Annotated in this window: 17 protein-coding genes; 5 read left to right on the plus strand and 12 right to left on the minus strand. The window is 73.1% G+C overall.

The window, feature by feature from the left end:
- Window positions 1-51 precede the first annotated feature (51 nt).
- From dacB to TR48_RS15430, 6 genes are all read right to left on the minus strand, one after another.
- Window positions 52-1,314 carry a D-alanyl-D-alanine carboxypeptidase/D-alanyl-D-alanine endopeptidase gene (gene dacB / locus TR48_RS15405; protein ID WP_042367260.1) on the minus strand — a complete coding sequence of 421 codons (1,263 nt, stop codon included), beginning with the start codon at window positions 1,312-1,314 and terminating at the stop codon, window positions 52-54.
- A 411-nt stretch (window positions 1,315-1,725) separates the two neighbouring features.
- Window positions 1,726-2,763 (minus strand): NAD(P)H-dependent flavin oxidoreductase, encoded by a 1,038-nt coding sequence (locus tag TR48_RS15410; protein ID WP_042367262.1) that lies wholly within the window; start codon window positions 2,761-2,763, stop codon window positions 1,726-1,728.
- Window positions 2,764-2,892: 129 nt separating this feature from the next.
- Entirely contained in the window at window positions 2,893-4,401 is a 1,509-nt protein-coding gene (locus tag TR48_RS15415) for a dihydrolipoyl dehydrogenase family protein (RefSeq protein ID WP_042367264.1), read from the minus strand.
- Between the two features lie 512 nt (window positions 4,402-4,913).
- Window positions 4,914-5,696 carry a COG4705 family protein gene (locus tag TR48_RS15420; protein WP_042367266.1) on the minus strand — a complete coding sequence of 261 codons (783 nt, stop codon included), beginning with the start codon at window positions 5,694-5,696 and terminating at the stop codon, window positions 4,914-4,916.
- A 99-nt stretch (window positions 5,697-5,795) separates the two neighbouring features.
- Window positions 5,796-6,749 (minus strand): Gfo/Idh/MocA family protein, encoded by a 954-nt coding sequence (locus TR48_RS15425; RefSeq protein ID WP_236652162.1) that lies wholly within the window; start codon window positions 6,747-6,749, stop codon window positions 5,796-5,798.
- A 76-nt stretch (window positions 6,750-6,825) separates the two neighbouring features.
- Entirely contained in the window at window positions 6,826-7,080 is a 255-nt protein-coding gene (locus TR48_RS15430) for a LapA family protein (protein WP_042367270.1), read from the minus strand.
- Window positions 7,081-7,263: 183 nt separating this feature from the next.
- Here TR48_RS15430 and TR48_RS15435 point away from each other — a divergent pair, with 183 nt between their 5' ends.
- Window positions 7,264-9,627 (plus strand): phosphoketolase family protein, encoded by a 2,364-nt coding sequence (locus TR48_RS15435; RefSeq protein ID WP_042367272.1) that lies wholly within the window; start codon window positions 7,264-7,266, stop codon window positions 9,625-9,627.
- A 15-nt stretch (window positions 9,628-9,642) separates the two neighbouring features.
- Here the strand turns inward: TR48_RS15435 and TR48_RS15440 are convergent, their stop codons facing one another.
- Together TR48_RS15440 and TR48_RS15445 are read right to left on the minus strand one after the other, a co-directional pair.
- On the minus strand, window positions 9,643-11,262 hold the full coding sequence (locus TR48_RS15440; protein WP_052442690.1) for a sulfatase family protein: 1,620 nt from the start codon (window positions 11,260-11,262) through the stop codon (window positions 9,643-9,645).
- 64 nt (window positions 11,263-11,326) lie between these two features.
- Window positions 11,327-12,733: a hypothetical protein gene (locus tag TR48_RS15445; protein ID WP_042367274.1), complete on the minus strand. Its 1,407-nt coding sequence runs from the start codon at window positions 12,731-12,733 to the stop codon at window positions 11,327-11,329.
- A gap of 115 nt (window positions 12,734-12,848) precedes the next feature.
- Here TR48_RS15445 and TR48_RS15450 point away from each other — a divergent pair, with 115 nt between their 5' ends.
- Window positions 12,849-14,165, plus strand: coding sequence for a cation:proton antiporter (locus tag TR48_RS15450; protein WP_042367276.1), 1,317 nt, complete (start codon window positions 12,849-12,851; stop codon window positions 14,163-14,165).
- 44 nt (window positions 14,166-14,209) lie between these two features.
- On the opposite strand, the gene TR48_RS15455 is transcribed toward TR48_RS15450, so the two are convergent.
- Window positions 14,210-14,518 carry an SHOCT domain-containing protein gene (locus TR48_RS15455; protein ID WP_042367278.1) on the minus strand — a complete coding sequence of 103 codons (309 nt, stop codon included), beginning with the start codon at window positions 14,516-14,518 and terminating at the stop codon, window positions 14,210-14,212.
- A gap of 39 nt (window positions 14,519-14,557) precedes the next feature.
- Window positions 14,558-14,983 carry a DUF6325 family protein gene (locus tag TR48_RS15460; protein WP_042367377.1) on the minus strand — a complete coding sequence of 142 codons (426 nt, stop codon included), beginning with the start codon at window positions 14,981-14,983 and terminating at the stop codon, window positions 14,558-14,560.
- Between the two features lie 226 nt (window positions 14,984-15,209).
- On the opposite strand from TR48_RS15460, the gene TR48_RS15465 reads away from it, so the two are divergent.
- Window positions 15,210-15,410 (plus strand): DUF8691 family protein, encoded by a 201-nt coding sequence (locus TR48_RS15465; protein ID WP_042367286.1) that lies wholly within the window; start codon window positions 15,210-15,212, stop codon window positions 15,408-15,410.
- 20 nt (window positions 15,411-15,430) lie between these two features.
- Here the strand turns inward: TR48_RS15465 and TR48_RS15470 are convergent, their stop codons facing one another.
- Window positions 15,431-18,142, minus strand: coding sequence for a winged helix-turn-helix domain-containing protein (locus tag TR48_RS15470; protein ID WP_042367379.1), 2,712 nt, complete (start codon window positions 18,140-18,142; stop codon window positions 15,431-15,433).
- 284 nt (window positions 18,143-18,426) lie between these two features.
- Here TR48_RS15470 and TR48_RS15475 point away from each other — a divergent pair, with 284 nt between their 5' ends.
- A complete protein-coding gene (locus TR48_RS15475) occupies window positions 18,427-18,831 on the plus strand; it encodes an SHOCT domain-containing protein (RefSeq protein ID WP_042367287.1) in 405 nt (134 codons plus the stop codon).
- Between the two features lie 90 nt (window positions 18,832-18,921).
- Here TR48_RS15475 and TR48_RS15480 read toward each other — a convergent pair whose 3' ends face one another.
- Window positions 18,922-19,413, minus strand: coding sequence for a hypothetical protein (locus tag TR48_RS15480; protein ID WP_084729453.1), 492 nt, complete (start codon window positions 19,411-19,413; stop codon window positions 18,922-18,924).
- A 35-nt stretch (window positions 19,414-19,448) separates the two neighbouring features.
- Here TR48_RS15480 and TR48_RS15485 point away from each other — a divergent pair, with 35 nt between their 5' ends.
- Window positions 19,449-20,837 (plus strand): MFS transporter, encoded by a 1,389-nt coding sequence (locus TR48_RS15485; RefSeq protein WP_042367291.1) that lies wholly within the window; start codon window positions 19,449-19,451, stop codon window positions 20,835-20,837.
- Window positions 20,838-20,891: the final 54 nt, after the last annotated feature.

Raw genomic sequence — 20,891 nt, forward strand, 5'->3', positions numbered from 1 at the left:
GGCGGCCTGGATGAAGGAGTCGCGCGGGTGCCTCGCGCCTCGGCCGAAGGCCTACCAGCAGCCCTCGACCGTGGTCGCCCAGCGGTCGATGAGGTCGCGGGCGGAGGTGGTGTTGAAGCCGCCCTGCTCCAGGAAGGCGAAGGCCTTCCAGCGTCCGTCCTGCTTGTTGAGGGTCACCCCGGCCAGGGCGATCGCGCCCGTCAGCGTGCCCGTCTTGGCGTCGATGCGCCCCTTGGCGCAGTCGGTCGGCGCGGTGGTGAACCGTCCCCAGCTGGGGCCGAGCGTGCCGTCCACGCCCGCGATCGGGAAGCCGACCAGGACCGGCCGCAGCACCGACTGGTAGCGCGGGTCGACCGCCAGCGCGGCCATCGACGCCAGGGCCTGGGCCGTCATCCGGTCGTCACGGGAGAGCCCGCTGCCGTCGTAGAGGCGCACTCCGCCGAGCGGCACGTGGTAGCGCGAGACCTCGCTGAGCACGGCCTTGGTGGCGCCCTCCCAGTCGGCCTGCTGACCGACCGCGAGGGCGGTGAGCCGCGCAAAGCCCTCGGCGTTGTCGTTGACGCTGTCCTTCAGCATCCGCTCGACCTCGGACGCCAGCGGCTCCGAGGTGTGCGAGGCGAGCTGGACCGCGGTGCGCGGCGCCTTGGCGCGCGTCAGCGTGGTCTTCTGCACGCCGACTCCGTGGGTCCCGAGCCGCGCTCGGAAGACGTTGCCCGCGTACAGGGCGCTGTCCACGTCCTCGTGGCCGAAGACCTGAAGCGCGCTGATCGAGGAGACCTCGCCGGGGATGTAGCCCGGCTGCCACCCCGGAGAGGTCGGCTGGACGTGCGGGAAGAGCGAGTCGTCGACGTAGAGCGTCACCGAGCCGAGGTGCCGCGCCTTGAGCGCCTGGGCGGTCGCGTCGGCCAGGGCGTTGACGTCGTCGCCGGTCAGGTCCTGGTCCGCGCCGCCGACGAGGTAGAGGGCGTGGCCCAGGAGCAGGGCGCGGGTGCGCTCGGTGTGGCTCGGGCCGAGCACGGTGAGTGCGGCGATCGCGGTCGCGATCTTGGTGGTGGACGCGGGCATCAGCTGCGCCGCGGCCCCCGAGGACCAGACGACGCGTCCGCTCGCCGCGTCCAGCACCTCCCCCGAGGCCTGCGAGCTCGGCAGCGCGTGGAAGCGCAGGCCGAGGTTGTGCACGATCCGCTGGTCGCCCAAGGTCGCGCCGGCGGCCGTGGCCGTGCCGACGCCGAGGCTGAGCGCGGAGACCCCGACGAGCGCGACGACGCACGCGCGGCGCAGGGTAGGACGAAGGGTGCGGCGAGGCCGAGGCATGTCTCCCCCATGACCGGCCGCGCCCCCGCGCGCCGGTCTGCTGATCTTCATTCGACAGACCGCCCGATTGTGCCAGGATCCGGGCAGGAGGCGGTAGCGCGACACTCTGGGGTGAATGCGGGCAGACCTGCTGAAACAGGCCCACACGGCTGCGGAATCGGAGTGTCGTCGCCACAGCGCCGCACGGGCTCCCAAGGCGCAGGGCCGCGCAAGCCCCGGGGGCCAGGCCCGCGAGCCCACAAGCGCGTCAGGCCCGCGAGGCCACAAGCGGCTCAGGCCCGCGGGGGCCGCCGGGCCCCAGAGCCACCAGACCGCCCGACCCCATGGCGGCCAGACCACAAGGCCGGATGGCCGCACGGACAGCCAGCCGGCGGGACCGGGGCGTAGGCGGAGCGCACCCCCCGGCGGGGGTCAGCGGGCTTGGGAGAGGCGGGTGAGGATGTGGGCGGCGGGCTCGTCCGTCGCGTGGGTGTGGCCTGTGCCGGCCCAGAGGTTGATGTGTTCCGGGTCGCCCGCCGCGGCCGCCGCGCGGCGTAGGGGCGAGGTGAGGTGGTGGAGGGCCGGGTAGCCGCTCGGGGCCTCGGCGGTGTGGCCGTCGGTGAAGGCGTTGCGCAGGGCCCGCGCGGGCCGGCCGGTGAACGCGCGGGTCACCACCGTCTCCTGACGGGCCGGATCGGCGAGGGCCGCGCGGTACGGCGCTGAGGTGCCCGCCTCGTCCGAACGCAGCAGGACGGTGCCGACGGCCACAGCCGCGGCGCCGGCGTCCAGCGCTTCGGTCACCGCGTCCGGCGTCGCGACGCCGCCCGCGCCGATCAGCGGCAGCGTCACGGCGTGCCGCACCCGGCCGAGCAGCTCGGCCAGCGGGATCGGCTCAGGGATCAGCCGCGGGGTCAGCGTGCCGGAGTGCCCGCCCGCGGCGGAGGCCTGCACGGCCAGCATGTCGACGCCGGCCTCCGCGGCGGTCCGCGCCTCGGCCGGTGAGGTCACCGTCTGCACCACGACGGTCCCGGCGGCGCGCAGCGCCGCGACGACGCGGGCCTCGGGCAGGCCGAAGGTGAAGCTGACGACCGGCACCGGCGCGTCCAGCAGCAGGGCGATCTTCGCCGCCCAGTGGTCGTCGTCCTCGACGACCGTCGCGCCGAGCGTCGCCGGGTCGAGGCCGACCGCGCGAGCGTCGTCGGCGAGGGAGCGGGCATAGCGCGCGAACGCCTCGCGGTCGACGGGGACGGGGTTGGGCGCGAAGAGGTTGACGCCGAAGGCGAGGCCCTCGGCGCGCACCGCCGCGATCTCCTCGGCGAGGCCGGACGGCGTCTTGTAGCCGCCTGCCAGGAACCCGAGGCTCCCGGCCCGCGCGGCGGCCGCGACCAGCGCGACCGTCGTCGGGCCGCCGGCCATCGGCGCGGCCAGAACCGGGAGGTCGAGCCCGAGAGCGTCCAACGGCGAGGGCATGGATCGTCTCCTTCGGCGACCGCGGAGCGGCGCGGCGCGGTGCGGAGCGGCACGGTGCGGGCGTTCGGGCGGGCTGGCGATCACCATCCTGCCCCCGCGCCGCCGTCCGCGCCACGACCGGCCGTCCGTTCAGGCGTCAGCGCCGAGGCGGCGTTGACGGTTGAGGGTCTCGAGGAGGCGGAGCCAGATCTCGCTCGGGGTCGGGTAGCTGGGGACGGCGTGCCAGAGGGCGGCGACCGGGACCCGGCCGACGACGGCGACCGTCGCCGAGTGCAGCAGGTCGGCGACGCCGCTGCCGACGAAGGTCGCGCCGACGAGGGTGTCGGAGGCACGGTCGATCACCAGCTTCGCGCGGCCGGTGTACTCCTCGCGCAGCAGGTAGGTGCCGGCGAGCGCGGCCATGTCGTACTCGACCGTCTCGACGTCGATCCCGGCCTCGCGGGCACCGTGCTCGGTCAGGCCGACCGAGGCGACCTCGGGGTCGGTGAACGTCACCTGCGGCACGGCCCGGTGGCCCTGCGCCGTGCTCAACTCGGCGGCGAAGCCGCCGGACGCACCGCCGCCGTTCGCCCGGGAGGCGATGACCTCACCGGCGATCCGGGCCTGGTACTTGCCCATGTGCGTGAGCAGCGCACGGCCGCAGACGTCGCCGATCGCGTAGAGCCACTCGCCCGGCACGCCCTTGACCCGCTGCTGGTCGTCGACGTCGAGGTAGCCGCCGTCTGGCAGTCCGACGGCGGGGAGGCCGATGTCGTCGGAGGCCGGCACCCGGCCCAGCGCCACGACGATCTCATCCACCGTCAGTTCCGTTCCGTCGTCCAGCGTCAGCGTCGCCGGTCCGCCGTGCACACGGCCGACGCCGGTCTCCGCCGCCTTCTCGCGCCGCACAGCGACGACCTTGCGGCCGAGCAGCAGGTCGACCCCGCTCTTGCCCAGCTCCGCGGCCACCAGCTCACCGGCGAAAGGCTCCTGCTTCGCCAGCAGGGCGCTGCCACGGTGGACGAGCGACAACTCCTCGACGCCCAGGCCGCGCAGCCAGGTGGCCGCCTCGCAGGCCACCACGCCGCCGCCCAGCACGGCCACCCGGCGCGGGACTTCGCGCAGGTGCGTGACGTCGCGGGAGATCCACGGGTGGGCCGCGCGCAGGCCGGGGATGTCCGGGACGGACGCTCGCGATCCGGTGTCGACGACCACCGCGTGCCGCGCGGTGATCGTCCGGACCGAGCCGTCCGGCTTCGTCACCGCCACGGTGCGCTCACCGGTGAGGCGTCCGTAGCCGCGCACGACGCCGATGCCGGTGTCGAGCGCCCACTTCACCTGACTGTCGTCGGAGAGGTTGTTGACGATCGCGTCCCTGCGGTCCAGCACGGCGTCCACGTCGATCCCGTTGTCGCCCACGAGCGCGGCCACGCCGGGCAGATGCCGGGCGGTGTTCAGCACCTCGACCGGCCGCAGCAGTCCCTTGCTGGGCATGCAGGCCCAGTACGAGCACTCGCCGCCGACGAGTTCGGCCTCGACGATGACCGACTCCAGGCCGGAGAACTGCGCCGCGTACTGCGCGGCGTTCTCACCGGCCGCCGCGCCCCCGAGCACGATGACGTCCCACTCCGACCGCTCGGGGTCGACTGCCGCTGCCATGAGCCACTCCTGCCTGTTCGGTCCAGAGGGTGCGCCCGGCCTGCCGGATCCCGGCGGGCCGCCCACACCCCGTGCGCCCTGCCATTCTGGAGGAGCCGTTCGCGTGCGGCACGTCCATCCGCGCGGACGTCACACTCACGTCATCACGCGGACGTGGCAGGACGTCGTCGTCGCGGCCGATCCCGGGGTCCAACTCCGGTTACTCGGGGCAGCGGTGGCGCAGAACGTTCGGCCCGGCACAGCTCCACAGCGCCTCGACCAGCTCCTCGGCTCCCGCTGTCTCCCCGGCCCGAGAACCGCAGCGCTTCCACGTCGTCGCTCTGCCTCTCCTGTGCGGGGTGCAGGTCCCGGGCAGCAGCTAGTGCAGAAGCAGGCGTGGATCGTTACATAAGGATCATGAATTTCCCCCCTCCGGACCGGGAACACGCCCGGAGCGAGCCGGAAAACGAGAAGGTGCGCGGCCCGCGACAGCGGGCGCCGCACCTTCGGTCGGCGCTCGGTGGTCGGGCGGGTCAGGCGACGTCCTTGCGGCTGACGCCCAGGTACCCGACGAAGACGGCGATCAGCGCGGCGAGCACGAGGCTGACCGGGCCCGTGCCCCAGTCCAGTCCGCCGCGGGCGTGCGAGACGCCCATCCAGTCGGCGAACGACGCGCCGAGCGGCCGGGTGACGATGTAGGCGAACCAGAAGGCGAAGATCGCGTTCAGGCCGAGCTTCCAGTGGCCGATGGTCGGAATCGCGATGAGGACGGCGAAGAGCACGCCGGAGGAGAAGTAGCCGAGCTTCAGCGTGCTCGCGGTCATGTCGCCGGTCGCGGTGCCGAGCGCGAAGGTGGTGAGCACCGTCGCCCAGTAGAAGAGCTCGCGCCGGCGGGTGGTGATGCTGTGGATCGAGAGCGTCTTCTCCGTGGCGTACCAGAGGCCGAGGACCGCCGCGAGGACGACGGCGAAGAAGCTCGTGGAGACCACGTACGGGATGCCGAGCTGCACGTGCATTACGTCGGCGGCCATCGTGCCGAAGACGCTCACCATGACGACCGCGAACCAGTAGATGCCCGCGCTGTAGCGCTTGGCGAACAGCTGGACGGCGAGCGACACCGCCAGCACCACGCCGGCCGCGGGCACGACCAGGAACGGATTGAAGGTCTTCACCAGGAAGTCGGAGGTGGTCTCGCCCATGCCGGTGGTGAGCACCTTGACGACCCAGAAGAAGACCGTGACTTCGGGGACCTTGCTCAGAGCCTGTCGGGCGTCCACCCCACCGTGGCGCGCGTGCAGCAGTTGATCTCTCGCCATAGCCGGAGAGCTTTTCACACCCTGGCGCCCCGACCGCACCACGGGGGCCCCGACCCCAAAATCTCACCCACTTATGGAAACGCCCATAACGGGGCGAACTTACTCGATCTGCCCCACAATCCACTCGCACAGTTCGTGCGTCGCCAGCGCGTCGCGAGCGTCGATGCGGGTGCCGGAGCGGACCGCGTCGAGAAAGGCGAGGACGACCTGCTCGATGCCGCGCTGCCGGGCGACGGGGACCCAGTCGGGGCGGCGGCGCACGCGCGGATCGCCGTCCGGGTAGGTCACGACCTCGGCGAGGTTGCGGACCTCCAGCTTCGCGCCCCGGCCGGAGACCTCCAGGACCTCCTCGGTGGCGCCGCTCTCGCGGTTCATGATCCCCAGGGCGGTGAAGCCGTGGCCGGAGAGCTCCAGCACCAGGTGGCGCACCAGCGGCCGCCCGTCCGGGCCCGGCGTGCAGCGCCAGCGCACCTGGCGGTGCGTGGCCTCGGTGGGAAGCAGGAACCGCAGGGTGTCGACGACGTGGACGAAGTCGTCGAAGACCATGCTGCGCGCCGCCTCCGGCAGGGATCGGCGGTTCTTCTGCAACAGCACCAGGTCCCGCGGCTGCGCCGCGGCCTCGACGTAGCCGGGCGCGTAACGGCGGTTGAAGCCCACCATCAGCGAGCGGCCCCGGCGTTCGGCCAGCTCGACCAGCCGCCTCGCCCCGTCCAGCGTCTGGTCGAGGGGCTTGTCCACGTAGACGTCGACATCGGCGGAGAGCAACCGCTCCACGATGGGCACGTGCTGGTCGGTCGCCGCGTGGACGAAGGCGGCGCGGATGCCGCTGTCGATCAGCTCGCCGAGGTCGGTGAAGCGCGCCCCCGCCGCCACGCGGTGGGCGTGCCCGAGCCGCTCGACCTTCTCCCGGTCCCGCGTCATCAGCCGGAGGTCCAGGCCCGGCAGGGCGCCGAGCACCGGCAGGTACGCCTTCTGCGCGATGTCGCCGAGGCCGACCACCCCGACCGGGAGCGGCTCGTCGACTGGGAGGCCGACGGGAAGGGTGTGAGGCACGGACGCTCCAGGCATGCGGGGTGATCACCGACGCGCCCACCCTATCCAGGGCCGTCCGGATCCGGGCGGGTCCCGGTCAGCGTCGCTTGCGGTACTGCCTGCGCATGTAGCCGAGCACCCCGATGACGCAGCCGGCCAGCAGCATGATCAGCAGGACCGCCCACATCGGGGCGTTGACGGTGGTGAGGCCCCACAGATGGATCTTCACCGACTGCCGGTTGATGAGGATGAACCACACCGCCAGGACCGTCACGACCGCGAGGACGATCCTGCCGGTGGTGACGCGCACCCCGCCGATCCGGCGCTCGGCGGCCTCCTTGTTCGTGGTCATTCTTCCAGTCTGGGGCGGCGGCCCGGTCCCCGCCCGGCGAGGGCCGCCGAGCGGGACCGACAGGCCCCGCCGGGGTCGGGACGGTGGGCCGGTCGGCCCTGTCCGAGCGGCGCGGCCGCCCGCCAGGCTGGACGGTGAGGACAGAAGAGGCCGTCGCCTGCACTCCCGGAGGGGGAGCCGACCATGAGCGCACCGCTGACCGACGCGGAACTCACCGAGCTCGACGCGCACTGGCGCGCCGCCAACTACCTCGCCGTCGGACAGATCTACCTGATGGACAACCCGCTGCTGCGGGAGCCGCTGCGCCCCGAGCACATCAAGCCCAGGCTGCTCGGCCACTGGGGCACCTCCCCCGGGCTCAACCTGGTGCACACCCACCTCAACCGCGCGATCCGCGCCCGGGACCTGGACGCGCTCTGCGTCTGGGGGCCCGGCCACGGCGGACCCGCCGTGCTCGCCTGCTCCTGGCTGGACGGCAGCTACACCGACCACTACCCCGGCATCACCCGTGACGAAGCCGGCATGGCGCGCCTGTTCCGGCAGTTCTCCTTCCCGGGCGGCGTGCCCTCCCACGTGGCGCCGGAGACGCCGGGCTCGATCCACGAGGGCGGCGAGCTCGGCTACGCGCTGGCCCACGCCTACGGCGCCGCCTTCGACAACCCCGAGCTGGTCGTCGCCTGCGTCGTCGGCGACGGGGAGGCGGAGACCGGGCCGCTGGCCACCTCGTGGCACGGAGACAAGTTCCTCGACCCGGTGCACGACGGCGCGGTGCTGCCCATCCTGCACCTGAACGGCTACAAGATCGCCAATCCGACCGTCCTCGCCCGGCTCCCGGAGTCGGAGCTGGACCAGCTGCTGCGCGGCTACGGCTACACGCCGATCCACGTCAGCGGCGACGAGCCCGCCGTGGTGCACCGGGCGTTCGCCGCGGCCCTGGACAGCGCCCTGGACGCCATCGACGCCGCTCAGTACGCCGCCCGCACCGAGGGCGCGACGGAGCGACCGCGCTGGCCGATGATCGTGCTGCGCACGCCGAAGGGCTGGACCGGGCCGGCCCGGGTGGACGGGCTGCAGGTCGAGGGAACCTGGCGGGCGCACCAGGTCCCGCTCGCCGAGGTCCGCGAGAACCCGGAGCACCTGCGGCAGTTGGAAGCATGGCTGCGCTCCTACCGCCCCGAGGAGCTGTTCGACGCCGACGGGCGGCCCGCCCCGCCGGTGCTCGCGCAGATCCCCTCGGGCGCCCGGCGGCTGGGCTCGAACCCGCACGCCAACGGCGGCCTGCTGCTGCGCGAGCTGCCACTGCGGGAGCTGGAGCGGTTCGCGGTGCCCGTCGACAAGCCCGGCACGGGCATGCACGAGCCCACCCGGGTCCTGGGCGACTACCTCGCCCAGGTGATGGCGGACACCGCCGCCCGCCGCGACTTCCGTCTGGTGGGCCCGGACGAGACCGCCTCGAACCGGCTGCAGGCCGTCTACTCCGCGACCGGCAAGGCCTGGCAGGCGGAGGTGCTGCCGGTGGACGATCATCTGGCCCGCGACGGCCGGGTGATGGAGGTGCTCTCCGAGCACCTGTGCCAGGGCTGGCTGGAGGGCTACCTGCTGACGGGGCGTCACGGCCTGTTCTCCTGCTACGAGGCGTTCGTCCACATCGTCGACTCGATGGTCAACCAGCACATCAAGTGGCTGCGGACCACCCGCACCATCCCCTGGCGCGCGCCCGTCGCCTCGCTCAACTACCTGCTCACCTCGCACGTGTGGCGCCAGGACCACAACGGCTTCTCGCACCAGGACCCGGGCTTCGTCGACCACGTGCTCAACAAGAGCCCCGAGGCGGTGCGGATCTACTTCCCACCGGACGCCAACACGCTGCTGAGCGTGGCCGAGCACGTGCTGCGCAGCCGGAACTACGTCAACGTGGTGGTGGCGGGCAAGCAGCCGTGCTTCGACTGGCTGACGCTGGAGCAGGCCCGGGTCCACTGTGCCCGGGGGCTGGGCATCTGGGACTGGGCGGGCACCGAACGCGGCGACCGCGAGCCGGACGTGGTGCTGGCCTGCGCGGGCGACGTCCCCACCCAGGAGATCCTGGCGGCCGCCCAGCTGCTGCGGCACGAACTGCCCGAGCTCGCGGTACGGGTGGTGAACGTGGTCGACCTCGCCCGGCTGATGCCGGCCGAAGAGCACCCGCACGGGCTGTCGGACCCCGAGTTCGACGCGGTCTTCACCCGGGACCGGCCGGTCATCTTCGGCTACCACGGCTACCCGTGGCTGATCCACCGCCTCGCCTACCGCCGCGCCGGACACGCGCAGCTGCACGTGCGCGGGTACAAGGAGTCCGGCACGACCACCACGCCGTTCGACATGGTGGTCCGCAACGACCTCGACCGCTACCGGCTGGTCATGGACGTGATCGACCGCGTCCCGGGCCTCGCGGTCCGCGCCGCGCCGCTGCGTCAGCGGATGGCCGACGCCCGGATCCGGCACGGGGAGTGGATCCGCACCCACGGCGCCGACCTGCCCGAGGTCGCCGACTGGAGCTGGACCGGCTGACCCGGCCGCGCCCGCCTACCGCCCGCCCGAGGCGAGGGCCTCGGGGCGGTCGGTGTCGCCGTGCCAGGTGGGCCAGCCGAGCAGGCGGGGGCGCTCGGTGACCCAGGCGCGGGTGTCCGCGCCGATCTCGGCGTCGATCAGGGCCTCCAGCAACGCCCGGTAGCGCTCGACCAGTTCGCGGTGGGCGGGGTCGGCAGCCAGGTTCCGCACCTCCGCCGGGTCCTGCTCTCGGTCGTAGAGGACGACGTCGTTGTCGGCCAGCAGCGCCTCGGTGTCGGCCGGACGGTTCGGGCGCAGCGGGGAGAAGTAGCGGCCGAAGGTGTAGCGCGCGTCGCTGTATCCGCGCAGGAAGCCGCGCTTCTCCCAGTCCGGCCGTAGGTCGCCGGAGGCGACGCGCTGGGGCGCTTCGGGGTCGGCGAACTCGAACCAGAAGGAGGCGTCCAGGGTCGTGATCGACTCCACCGCGTTCAGGACCCCCTCGCGCACCGACCCGCCGTGCAGCACCGGCATCAGCGAGTGGCCCTTCAGCGCCGGGTGACGGGCGGCCCTCTGGGCGGCGTCGACCCCGGCGACGTCCAGCAGCGTGGGCACGAGGTCGACCGCGGACGCGAGGGCGGGGGTGCTCGCGCCGCCGGCCACGTCGGGGTGGGCGATCAGGAACGGCACGTGGAAGTTCTCGTCGTAGAGGAGGTTGCCCTTCTGGCGCAGGCCGTGGGAGCCCGCCATCTCGCCGTGGTCGGAGGTGAAGACCACCACGGTGTCGTCCGCCTGGCCGGTGGCCTCCAGGGCGTCCAGGACGAACTCGACGCTGCGGTCCACGTCCCGCAGCGCGTTGAGGTAGAAGTTCAGCCCGTCGTACCAGTGCTGGTCGTCGGCGACCGGACCGAAGACGGTGTCGAGCATCCGCGCGTACTCCGCCACGGCCGGCGCGGCGCCCGACAGGTCGTCGTGCAGGCTGGCGGGCAGGTCGAACTCCCACCGGGGCCGGTAGACCGGAATGTCCGCCGCCGCACGCGTCACCACGGCGTGAGCGAGCCCGAAGGGCAGCTGGACCTGGGGCCGGCCGCCGTAGTCGAAGCTCATGATGTCGTGCGGGTTCACGAAGTTGACGGCCATGAACCACGGCTGGTCCTGCAAGACGACCGGGGCGCGGTTGCGCAACCACTTCACCGCTTGCCCGGCGATGACCGGGTCGATCTTCAGTCCCGCCCAGGCGCCGCCGTCGATGTCCCCCCAGTCGTTGAACTCGCTGAACCCGTAGGGCTCCAGCGCGTCCGTGGTGGGGCCGGGGTTCTCCGGCGTGACGTACGCGTTCGAGAGATGCCACTTGCCCTGGTAGGTGGTGTAGTAGCCGGCCGAGCGCAGCATCGTGCCCAGGGTGCCGAGCGCCGGGTCGAGCGGGCGGATGTAGGGCATGTTGTCGTTGTCGTAGATCTCGGTGATCGGCAGGTGCTGCCCGGTGTAGATGACCGAGCGGGCGGAGCTGCACTGGGCCGAGGCGGTGTAGTAGCGCTCGAAGGTGGTCCCCCGAGCCGCGATCCGCTCCCGGGCGGGCAGCGAGAAGCCCGGCGGCCGGGGCAGGGACACCCGCTCCTCGTCGGTGACGATCAGCAGGATGTTGGGTCGCCTGGTCATGAGCTGCCCTTCGTTCGCCGCCCGGGTTCGCTCCGAATCTAGGACGCCCCGCGTGGACCGCCGGTCAGGACGCGGCCGGGGGCGGCCGGACGGGTGAGCCCGCACCGCCAGGAGCGCCGGGGGCGCCGGGCGTTCCCGGGTCGGACGGCGCGTTCTGCCGTAGCTCGGCGAGGCCGGGTCCGGGGGCCAGGAACTCGCGGATCCCGAAGGCGATCAGGACGACGAACGCGAACCAGAACACCACCAGACCGGTCGGGTGGTCCCACAGGACGAAGACGAGCGCGGCGATGAGCAGGATCGCCACCCCGATCCCGTGCTTGAAGCGCCGCACGAAGGTCTCGACCGGCCCGGCCCGGAAGCCCACCTGCTCCGCGGCCTGCCGGACCCCGCCGATGCCGGTGCTGCACGCCGCCCGGACGAAGATCGCGGCCCGGGAGCGGCCGCCGAAGAACGCGCCGAGCGCCACCAGCACGGCGAGCACCCCGACCGCCCGCACGGTGACCCGCAGGAAGTGCGCCAGCGCGTCGTAGACCGCGCCCACCGCTGCGGCGTCGACGCCGGGCGGGAGCTGGTCGAGGAAGTAGCCGCGGAAGACCGCCAGCGACACGCCCAGCACGAGCATGGCCACCGCGACGGCGACCGCCGCCCCGATCAGCGCGCGTCTTCGGTCCCGGGCCAGGTAGACGCCTGCCGCCGCGACCACGACCGCGATCACCGGCATCCAGTTGCCCGCGACGTCCAGCAGCCGCAGGTAGGACTTGAGCTTGCCGATCGACTTGGAGGAGTAGACGGTGAAGGTCGGATGGATCGCCGGCAGCTTCGCCACCAGGCCCAGCCCCGAGTTGGCCAGCTGCTTCTTGACCTGCTCGATGATCGGCCCCAGGTCGATGGTGACCTGGTTGTTCGCCAGCGACACGGTCCCGCCGCCCTCCCCCGTGAGCGCCTTGACCATGGAGGAGTGGGCGGCCCGCAGCGCGTTGGTCCACAGCGTGGCGAAGGCCGGGCTGGTGACGACCTTGTTCACGACCGTGCCGACCAGGCTGGTGATGCCGCTGCCGATCGCGCCGCTGAGCGACCCGATCAGGGTCGCCGCCTTCGGCGGCACGCCCTTCTGCGAGGCGGCCTGGGAGAGCTGGCTCACCAGCGAGGGCACGTCGATCTGCTGCACCACCGCGTTGGTCACCCGCGTGGTCAGCGCGCTCTGCACGTGCGGATCGCTCGCCAGTGGGGCCATCGTGGCGACGAAGCGGCCGGTGTCGGTCACCTGGTCGCGCGCCCACACCGACACCACCGCCAGCAGCGAGAGGATCGCGGCCAGCACGATCAGCACCGCCGACCCGGTGGCCCGCGCCCGGTGGTGCTCCCTGTGGACGGGCGCGGCACGGGCCTCCAACTGGGCGATCCGCCGCCGCAGCTCCTCCAGTTCGCCGGAACCGGGCTCGGGCTCGGACCCGTCGTCCGGTGGCGCCATGTGCTGCTCCGTCCTGGCCGCGCGTCCCGGCCGTCAGGGCCGTCCTCATCCAAGGAAAGGCGCGGCCCGGCGGGTCGGCGACAGGGACTGGCCCGGTCGGGTGCAGAGTTTCCCCATGACTGACGCCGGCTGGACGGGGGCCGCGGTCGCCGGGGTCGCCGCCGGCTACGCGCTCGTCTCCCGCAGGCTGGCCGGAACGCCGGTCTCCGACGCGCTGGTCTTCGTCGGCTTCGGCGTCCTGCTCGGGCCGGTCGGCGTCAACCTGGTGAGCCTGAAGCACGACAGCGGGCCGCTGCGCACGCTGGCGGAGGCCGCGCTCACCCTGGTGCTCTTCGTCGACGCCTCGACGGTGCGCCCCGCGGAGCTGCGCAGCGAGGGAACGCTGGCCGGACGGCTGCTCTCCGTCGGGCTGGCGCTCACCATCGGGGCGGGGTGGCTCCTGGCGCGGCCGCTCTTCCCGGGGCTGACCCTCTGGGAGTGCGCGCTGGTGGGCGCGGTCCTCGCGCCCACCGACGCGGCCCTCGGCAAGAGCGCGATCTCCGATCCACGGGTGCCGAGCCTGGTCCGTCAGACGCTCAATATGGAGAGCGGGCTGAACGACGGGCTGGTGCTGCCGTTCTTCGTGCTCTTCCTGGCGGCGATCCCCGGCACCTCCTACGCCCACGAGGGCATGGCCGAGACGATCTGGAGCGCTCTGCTGCTCAGCCCCGCCCTCGGGCTCGCGGTCGGCGGGGTCGGCGGACGGCTGCTGCGGGCGTCCTTCGACCACGGCTGGGTCGCCCGGGACTGGCGGGAGATCTTCGTCCTCGCCGCGGCCGTCGGGGCGTACACGCTGGCCGCGGTGACCCACGGCAGCGGCTTCATCGCGGCCTGGGTGGCGGGGTTCGCCTTCGCCGGCGTCTTTCGCGGCGCCGGGGAGCCGGCGGTCGAGCCGGCCGACACCACGGAACTCGCCGAGGACCTCGGCGGGCTGCTGGCCATGCTGAGCCTGCTGTTCTTCGGGGCGGTGCTGCTCGGTCCCGCCCTGCAGCACCTGAGCTGGCGGGTCCTCGGCTACGCCCTGCTGAGCCTGACCGTCATCAGGATGGTCCCCGTCGCCCTGTCGCTGGCCGGCAGCCACCTGAAGCGGCCGACCGTCGCCTATGTCGGCTGGTTCGGGCCGCGCGGGCTCGCCTCGGTGGTGTTCGGGCTGCTCGTCGCGGAGGAGCCCATCCAGGGTGTGGGGCTGATCAGCCAGGTGGTCGCGGTGACCGTCGGGCTGAGCGTGCTGCTGCACGGCGCCTCGGCCGCGCCGCTCGCCGCCCGCTACGGACGCTGGTACGAGCGGGCCGCCGCCGACCCAGGGGTCGCTCCGGGGCTCAGGGAGAGCGCCGCCACGCCCGTCACGCCACGACGGCGCAGGCTCGGCCCGCTCGAACAGCCCGAGGGCTGACGCGCGGGCCGGACCGGCGGCGGCTCACCAGGTCGGACGGGAGGTCACGACCCGAGGATGCGGGCCTTCTGTGCCGCGAACTCGGCGTCGGTCAGCACCCCCTGGTCCTTGAGGGCGCCCAGTTGCTGCAGCTGGGCGAGCTTGCTGTCCATGTCGCCGCCGGGGGCGGGGGCGGCAGGGGCGGCCGGCGCCGCCTGGGGCGGCGGGTAGTCGGCCTGCGCCGAGGCCATGTACTCGCGCTGCTCCTGCTCGGCCCAGCGGCCGGCCTGCCGGCGCGAGACGCGGTTGGAGACGGCCGTGGCCGTCCCGGCGATGGCGGCGGTGCGGGCGACGCCCCGGATCAGTCCAGGCATGGTGTGCTCCCTTCGGAGTCGGTGGCGGACGGCGGCGGATCACGCCGTGGCGGCGTCCAGTTCGTCGAGCGTCGCGAGGATCTCCTGCACCGGGATCCGCCCCCCGGCGACGAGGTGGGCGCCGCCCCGGCGCAGCGCCGCGGCGAAGGGCGCGGCCCAGAGGTTCTCGTAGACCAGGATTCCGGCGGAGTCGCCCGGCGACAGGATCGACGTGGCCTCCTCGAGGTCGTCCGCGCCCAGCAGGCCGGACGAGACCCCCTCGAACACGGCGAGGTCGAGCGTGCCGTCGCTGTCGAAGTCGGCGATCTGAAGCCCCGTCAGCGTGCCGTCGCTCTCCTTGCGGACGAACGCCAGATCGAGGATCCGGATGATGCCCCGGTCCACCAGGTCGACCAGGATCGGCAGCCCCTCGCCGGTCATCCGGCTGCCGGGGAACTCGACGATCAGGTAGTCGATCGGTCCCATCTCGTTGAATTCGGTGGTCACGTCTCCTCCTCGGGGTGTGCGTCCCGGCGCGGCACCGGCTCCACGTCCCGCACCCGTTGTCGACGTAACCCCTTGGTGGTGTGCCCGGGGATCACCCCTCGTGGGTGACCCGGTCCGGAGCGCCCGGCAGCACCGTGGAGAGAGGGCGGGTTCCCCGGAGCCGCAGCCGCCGGAACTCCTCGGATCGACGGGCGAGAGGTGTCACATGCGCTACGAGATCCGCGTCGAGGGGCTGATGGTGGAGACGACCTTGCACGAGGCCTTTCCGGAGCTGGAAGGAGTCTTCGTACCGAACCAGACCATCCTGTTCGGCCAGATCGTCGACGACGCGCATCTGTACGGCCTGCTCAACCGCTTCCAGGCGTTCGGCCAGCGGGTCACCGAGATGCGCCGGCTGCCCGACTGACGGCGCCGCCGCGCGCCCGTTCACAGGAGCTTCAGCATGCGTGCGCGGCGTACCGCCTCGCCGCGGCGGCCGGCCCCGAGCTTGCGGTTGATGCTCTTCAGATGCGTCTTGACGGTGTTGACGGACAGGTGGAGGTCGGCCGCGATCTCCTCGGTGGACATCAGCTCCGCGGCCCGTGCCAGCACCTCGTGCTCCCGCCCGGTGAGCGGCTCGACCACCACCGGCAGCCCGGGCTGGGCGGCCCCGGCCCCCGGCGGGTACGACCGAGCGGGGCGGAGGTCCGACGGCAGCCAGGCGTAGGGGCGGGTGAGCGCCTCGTCGCCGCGCAGCACCCGGCGCAGCCACGGGGAGGCGAGCCGGAACGGCAGCCACAGCCGTTCGGCGTCGGCGGCGGCCAGCGCCCGCCGGACCAGCCGCCGTGCTCCAGCCGGGTCGCCCAGGGCGTCGGCCGCCTGGGCGCGGGTGAGCAGCGCCTGAACGTCGACCACCGATCCGGGGCCGTGCCGCGGCCCGAGCTCGCCGAGGTCGCGCAGCGCCGTCTCCGGCTGGCCGCAGGCCAGGCGGGCGCGGGCGGAGGCGACCGCGGGCTCCGGCGCCTGCGGGTCCGCGTCGCACAGGGCGTCGATCGCCGCGTCGGGACGGCCGGCCGCGAGCAGGGCGGTGGAGGCGGTTGCCGCGACCCTGTCCGCCAGCCAGGGCGAGCCCGCCCCCTCCGGGACGGCCTTCTCTCCCTCCTGCAGGGCGTGCAACGCCGCGGCCGGCTCTCCCTTGGCGAGCATCAGGCGGGAACGGGCGACGGAGAGCTCCTGGGTCACCACCGGGTCCGCGCGGTCGGCGGAAGCGGCGTCGGCGCGCCGCAGTTCGGCGTCTGCGGCGTCGAGTTCGCCGCGGTCGATCGCCACCTCCGCCAGCACCAGCTGTCCGGCGCGGGTCCCGGTGCCGGGCCGCAGCCCGGAGCGCTCGGCCTCGGTCACGGCGGCCCGCGCCCGCGCCTCGGCCCGCGCCAGGCGGCCGTCGAGGACGTCGATGAGGCCGAGCCAGCTGAGGGACTCGTGCCGCAGTTGCGCCGTACCCGGGGCATCGGGCGCTTCGGCCGCGGCCACCAGAGCGCGGCTGGCCTCGTCGAACCGGCCGTCCCGCAGCAGCACCGCGCCGAGGTCGCCCATCAGGTGGGCGGAGAGCTCGGGGTGTTCGTCGACCAGCTCCCGGGGAAGCTGCGCCCGGAGGCCGGCGGCCTCTTCGGCGGCGGCCTCCGCGGAGTCGGCCGAGCCGTGCAGCCGGGCCGCGAGCACCCGCAGGCACGCGCCGGTAAGGCGCAGCGCGGCCGTCTGCGCGCTCAGGGGCTGGGCCCGGTCGGCGTCCCGCAGTGCCTCGTCGGCGTCCCGCAGGTGGTGGACCGCCTGGTCGGCGTCGCGGCCGGCCAGCGCCAGGGCGGCTCGCACCAGGGCCGGGGCCGGTCCCGGGGTCTGCGGCGGCATGGCCGCGAAGAGCCGGCAGAGCCGTTCGGCGTCGCGGCCCTCCAGCAACCGGCCGATGGCGAGGCTGCGGACGAGCAGCGTCGCGGCGAACTCCCAGTCCTCGGCCTCGGCGGCGTGGGCGAGCGCGGGCTCGGGCTGCCCGTGCTCGCCGAGCCAGCGCGCGGCACGCGCGTGCAGCTCCCGCTCCAGGCCCGGCTGCCAGACGTGCAGCCGGATCCGCACGATCTCCGCGAACAGCGGATGGTGCCGGTACCAGGAGTGGCCCACGGGGGTGACGAAGGCGTTGGCGCGGTACAGGTCGGCCAGGATCCGGGCGCCGTCGCGGCGTCCGGTGAGCGCGTCCGCCAGGTCCGGATGGACCTGGTCCAGGATGCAGGTGCGCAGCAGCAGGTCCTGGGTCGGCGCGGGCTGGGTCGTGAAGACCTCGTTGGTGAGGAAGTCGGCGATGGTGCTCTGCCCGGCCTCGAAGTCGCGCAGGCACGCCTCCGCGTCCGGCGCCTCCGGGGCGGCGAGCGCGGCCAGGCGCAGGCCCGCGGCCCAACCTGCCATCCGGGCGGTGAGGGCGCGCACCGACTCCTCGGAGACGGCGAGCCCGTGCGCCCCGAACAGCGCCACCGAGTCGTCCGCCGAGAAGGCGAGATCGGCGGCCCGCAGGGAGGTCAGCTCGCCCGAGACGCGGTACCGGTGCAGCGGGAGCAGCGGCTCGGTCCGGCTCACCAGCACCAGCCTCAGACCGAGGCCGGCGTGGCGGAGCAGCTCGTGCAGGCCGGCGGCGATCTCCGGTGAGCCGATCCGCTCGAACTCGTCCAGCACCAGCACCACGGGCTGCTCGGACGGTTCCCTGGCCTGCAGGTGCGCGGCGAGCCTGCCGAGCAGCGCCTGGTCGGCCTCCCCCGCCTCGGCCGGGGCGGTGATGTCGGCGGGCAGCTCCACGCCGTGGTGCTGCAACGCCTGCAGGACATAGGCCCAGAACAGGCCTGGATCGTCGTCCGGGCGTTCCAGGGTCAGCCAGACGGCACGACCGGCGCGGCCGGCGCGGCCGCGCTCGGCGCGGAACCAGTCGGCGACCAGCAGGGTCTTGCCCGCCCCGGCCGGGCCGGTGACCAGCACCAGCGGACCGCGCACGCCCTCGGCCAGCCGCCCGACCAGCCGGGGGCGGCGCACGTAGGTCGCGGGCAGCACCGGGACGGCGAACCGGGCGACCATGACCGGGTCGCCGCTCGGCGTGCTCGAGGTGCTGAAGGGACGGGGCATGGTGCTCACCGCCAGGCTCAGGGCGGACAGGACGTCCGCGACCGTCTCACCATGAGTGTCGTTGTGCGCGCACCACCCTCGAAGGGCCTCTCGGCCTCCGCGGCAGGGACCGTCGGCCCCAGTCGGAGGGAGGGGAACACGGCCCGTCCGTTCCCCGACCCCATGGTGACACCGACCGCCCGAAGGCGCTGGACGAGCAGCGATTCACCCGGAACGGGTGGTGTGTGCGGCGGCACGCCGTGCGGAAGTGGAGGCAGCAACGTCCGTCGAGCGAGGAGAGGGCGATGAACTACCCGCTGCTCAATGTCTTCTTCACCACCATGTGGGTCTTCCTGTGGGTCATGTGGTTCTTCCTGCTGTTCCGGGTCTTCGCGGACCTGTTCCGGGACGACTCCGTGAGCGGTTGGGGCAAGGCCGCCTGGTCGGTCTTCGTCCTGGTCCTGCCGTTCCTGGGTGTCTTCGTCTACCTCATCGCACGCGGCAAGGGCATGGGCGAGCGCGAGATGGCGCGTTCCGAGCAGGCCGAGAAGGACTTCCGCGCCTACGTCAAGGAGGCGGCCGCCACCAGCCCGGACGCCAAGCCCAGGAGCCAGGCCGAAGAACTGGCCCAGCTCGCGGAGCTGCGACAGCACGGCGACATCACCGAGGCCGAGTACCAGAGCGCCAAGGACCACGTCCTGGCCGCGTGACGTCGGGCACGACGACGCCGGGTCGACAACGCCGGGTCCGGTCACCTCTCGAGGTGTCCTGACCCGGCGTCCGGCGGCGTCGACGCCGGCTCAGTGCCCCACGGCGACCTTGGCGACCACGATGAGCAGCCCGAGGGCGAGGTTGACCGCCGCCTCGACGGCCATCTGCGGCCTGGACGCCCCGGCCCGCCGCGCGCCGAGCGTCGCCCAGACGACCTGCTGCGTGATCGCGACGCAGAGGGCCAGCCAGGCCTCGTCGGTCGTACCGAGCCACGGGCTGATCAGCACCGCCAGGGCCGGCAGGACCGCGGCCTCGACGATGGACCACTCGTGCCGCCCGATGCTCCGGGCCTGCTGCCAACTGACCGTCTTCCCCGCCTCACGCTCGCCCGCCACGTGCGCGTACACGTGCGCCAGCCAGAACACGAGTCCGGTGACGACCAGCAACACGATGATCGACAGCCGCGCGTGCGGCGCGTGCACGTCGGACGCGGCGATCACGGAAGCCGCGAGCAACGAACCGTAGACCGCGCCGGCGTAGTCCGTGCGGTCGCGGTCCCCACCCTTCTCCGAAAGTTCCACGACTCGAGGATTCCAGGACAGGGACGTGAGCGACGATGACCGACACCCTGACCCTGCCCACGGCCGCGGGACGCCGTGTGCTGATACCGCTCGCCCTGGCTCAGTTCATCTGCAGCTTCGCCGGCTCCAGCATGAACGTGATGATCAACGACATCAGCAAGGACCTGCACACCACCGCGCAGGGCGTCCAGGTCGCCATCACCGTCTTCCTGCTGGTCATGGCCGCACTGATGATCCCCGGCGGCAAGCTCACCAACCGGTACGGCCGCAAGCGCTGCCTGATGGTCGGTCTGGCCACGTACGGGATCGGCGCGGTGCTCAGTGCCCTCGCCCCCGGACTCGGCGTGCTGATCCTCGGCAACTCGATCCTGGAGGGCGTCGGGACGGCCCTGCTGATCCCCCCGGTCTACATCCTGACCACGCTGCTGTTCACCGGGACCACCAACCGGGCCAGGGCCTTCGGCGCGATCATGGCGCTCGGCGGCATCGGCGCGGCGGCCGGCCCGCTCATCGGCGGCCTGCTCACCACCGCCATCAGCTGGCGGGCCAACTTCGGCTTCCAGGTCCTGGTGATCGTGCTGATCGTGTTCCTCACCCGCACGCTCAAGGACCCGCTGCCCGCCGACCCGTCCCAGCAGTTCGACACCGTCGGCGCAGTGCTGTCCGCGCTGGGGCTGGTGCTCGTGGTGACCGGCATCCTCGCCGCCGACAACAACATCTGGCTGATGCTCGGCCTGCTGGTGGCCGGCGTCCTGGTGCTGGCCGGGTTCTTCCGCTGGATCAGGAACTGCGAGCGGTCCGGTCGCGAACCCCTGTTGTCCATGGCCCTGTTCCGCAACCGCGTCTCCAACCTCGGGATGGTCACGCAGAACATCCAGTGGCTGGTGCTGATGGGCGTCTCCTTCACGGTCGGCGCCTACCTCCAGGTCGTCCGCGGCTACAGCGCCATCGCGACCGGCGGCGTGTTCACCGCCGCCACCCTCGGCCTGCTCGTCTCCTCGCTCTCGGCCGAGCGCCTGGCCAAGCGCCATGCCCAACGCACGCTGATCGTCACCGGGTTCGTGGTCACCGTCGCGGGCATCGTGCTGCTGCTCACTCTCGTCCGCGCCTTCAACGACGTCTGGTCCTTCACCCCGGGCCTGCTGCTGATCGGGCTCGGGCTCGGCGCGATGCTGACGCCTTCGGTGAACGTCGTGCAGTCGAGCTTCCCCGACAGCCAGCAGGGCGAGATCTCCGGGCTCTCCCGCAGCATCTCCAACCTCGGCTCCTCGCTCGGCACCGCCATCGCGGGCACGATCCTGGTCTCCGAGCTCACCAAGAACGGCTACGCCGCGGCGATGCTCGCGCTCGCCCTCTTCGGCCTGGTCGGCCTCGGCGCCGCCTGGCTGCTCCCGCGCGGCGACCGCACCATGCCGACGGCCTGAGCGCGCGGTGCGCGCAATGGCAGGCTGTGCGGGTCGGGACGCCCGCCGGGCGTC

The organism is Streptacidiphilus neutrinimicus (assembly GCF_000787815.1).
In the GTDB taxonomy this organism is placed as follows: domain Bacteria; phylum Actinomycetota; class Actinomycetes; order Streptomycetales; family Streptomycetaceae; genus Streptacidiphilus; species Streptacidiphilus neutrinimicus.

Excerpts from the sequence above, each read along its gene's own strand:
- dacB (WP_042367260.1), bottom strand. The coding sequence starts at position 1,314 with ATGCCTCGGCCTCGCCGCACCCTTCGTCCTACCCTGCGCCGCGCGTGC.
- TR48_RS15410 (WP_042367262.1), bottom strand. The coding sequence starts at position 2,763 with ATGCCCTCGCCGTTGGACGCTCTCGGGCTCGACCTCCCGGTTCTGGCC.
- TR48_RS15415 (WP_042367264.1), bottom strand. The coding sequence starts at position 4,401 with ATGGCAGCGGCAGTCGACCCCGAGCGGTCGGAGTGGGACGTCATCGTG.
- TR48_RS15420 (WP_042367266.1), bottom strand. The coding sequence starts at position 5,696 with ATGGCGAGAGATCAACTGCTGCACGCGCGCCACGGTGGGGTGGACGCC.
- TR48_RS15430 (WP_042367270.1), bottom strand. The coding sequence starts at position 7,080 with ATGACCACGAACAAGGAGGCCGCCGAGCGCCGGATCGGCGGGGTGCGC.
- TR48_RS15435 (WP_042367272.1), top strand. The coding sequence starts at position 7,264 with ATGAGCGCACCGCTGACCGACGCGGAACTCACCGAGCTCGACGCGCAC.
- TR48_RS15440 (WP_052442690.1), bottom strand. The coding sequence starts at position 11,262 with ATGACCAGGCGACCCAACATCCTGCTGATCGTCACCGACGAGGAGCGG.
- TR48_RS15445 (WP_042367274.1), bottom strand. The coding sequence starts at position 12,733 with ATGGCGCCACCGGACGACGGGTCCGAGCCCGAGCCCGGTTCCGGCGAA.
- TR48_RS15450 (WP_042367276.1), top strand. The coding sequence starts at position 12,849 with ATGACTGACGCCGGCTGGACGGGGGCCGCGGTCGCCGGGGTCGCCGCC.
- TR48_RS15455 (WP_042367278.1), bottom strand. The coding sequence starts at position 14,518 with ATGCCTGGACTGATCCGGGGCGTCGCCCGCACCGCCGCCATCGCCGGG.
- TR48_RS15460 (WP_042367377.1), bottom strand. The coding sequence starts at position 14,983 with ATGGGACCGATCGACTACCTGATCGTCGAGTTCCCCGGCAGCCGGATG.
- TR48_RS15465 (WP_042367286.1), top strand. The coding sequence starts at position 15,210 with ATGCGCTACGAGATCCGCGTCGAGGGGCTGATGGTGGAGACGACCTTG.
- TR48_RS15470 (WP_042367379.1), bottom strand. The coding sequence starts at position 18,142 with ATGCCCCGTCCCTTCAGCACCTCGAGCACGCCGAGCGGCGACCCGGTC.
- TR48_RS15475 (WP_042367287.1), top strand. The coding sequence starts at position 18,427 with ATGAACTACCCGCTGCTCAATGTCTTCTTCACCACCATGTGGGTCTTC.
- TR48_RS15485 (WP_042367291.1), top strand. The coding sequence starts at position 19,449 with ATGACCGACACCCTGACCCTGCCCACGGCCGCGGGACGCCGTGTGCTG.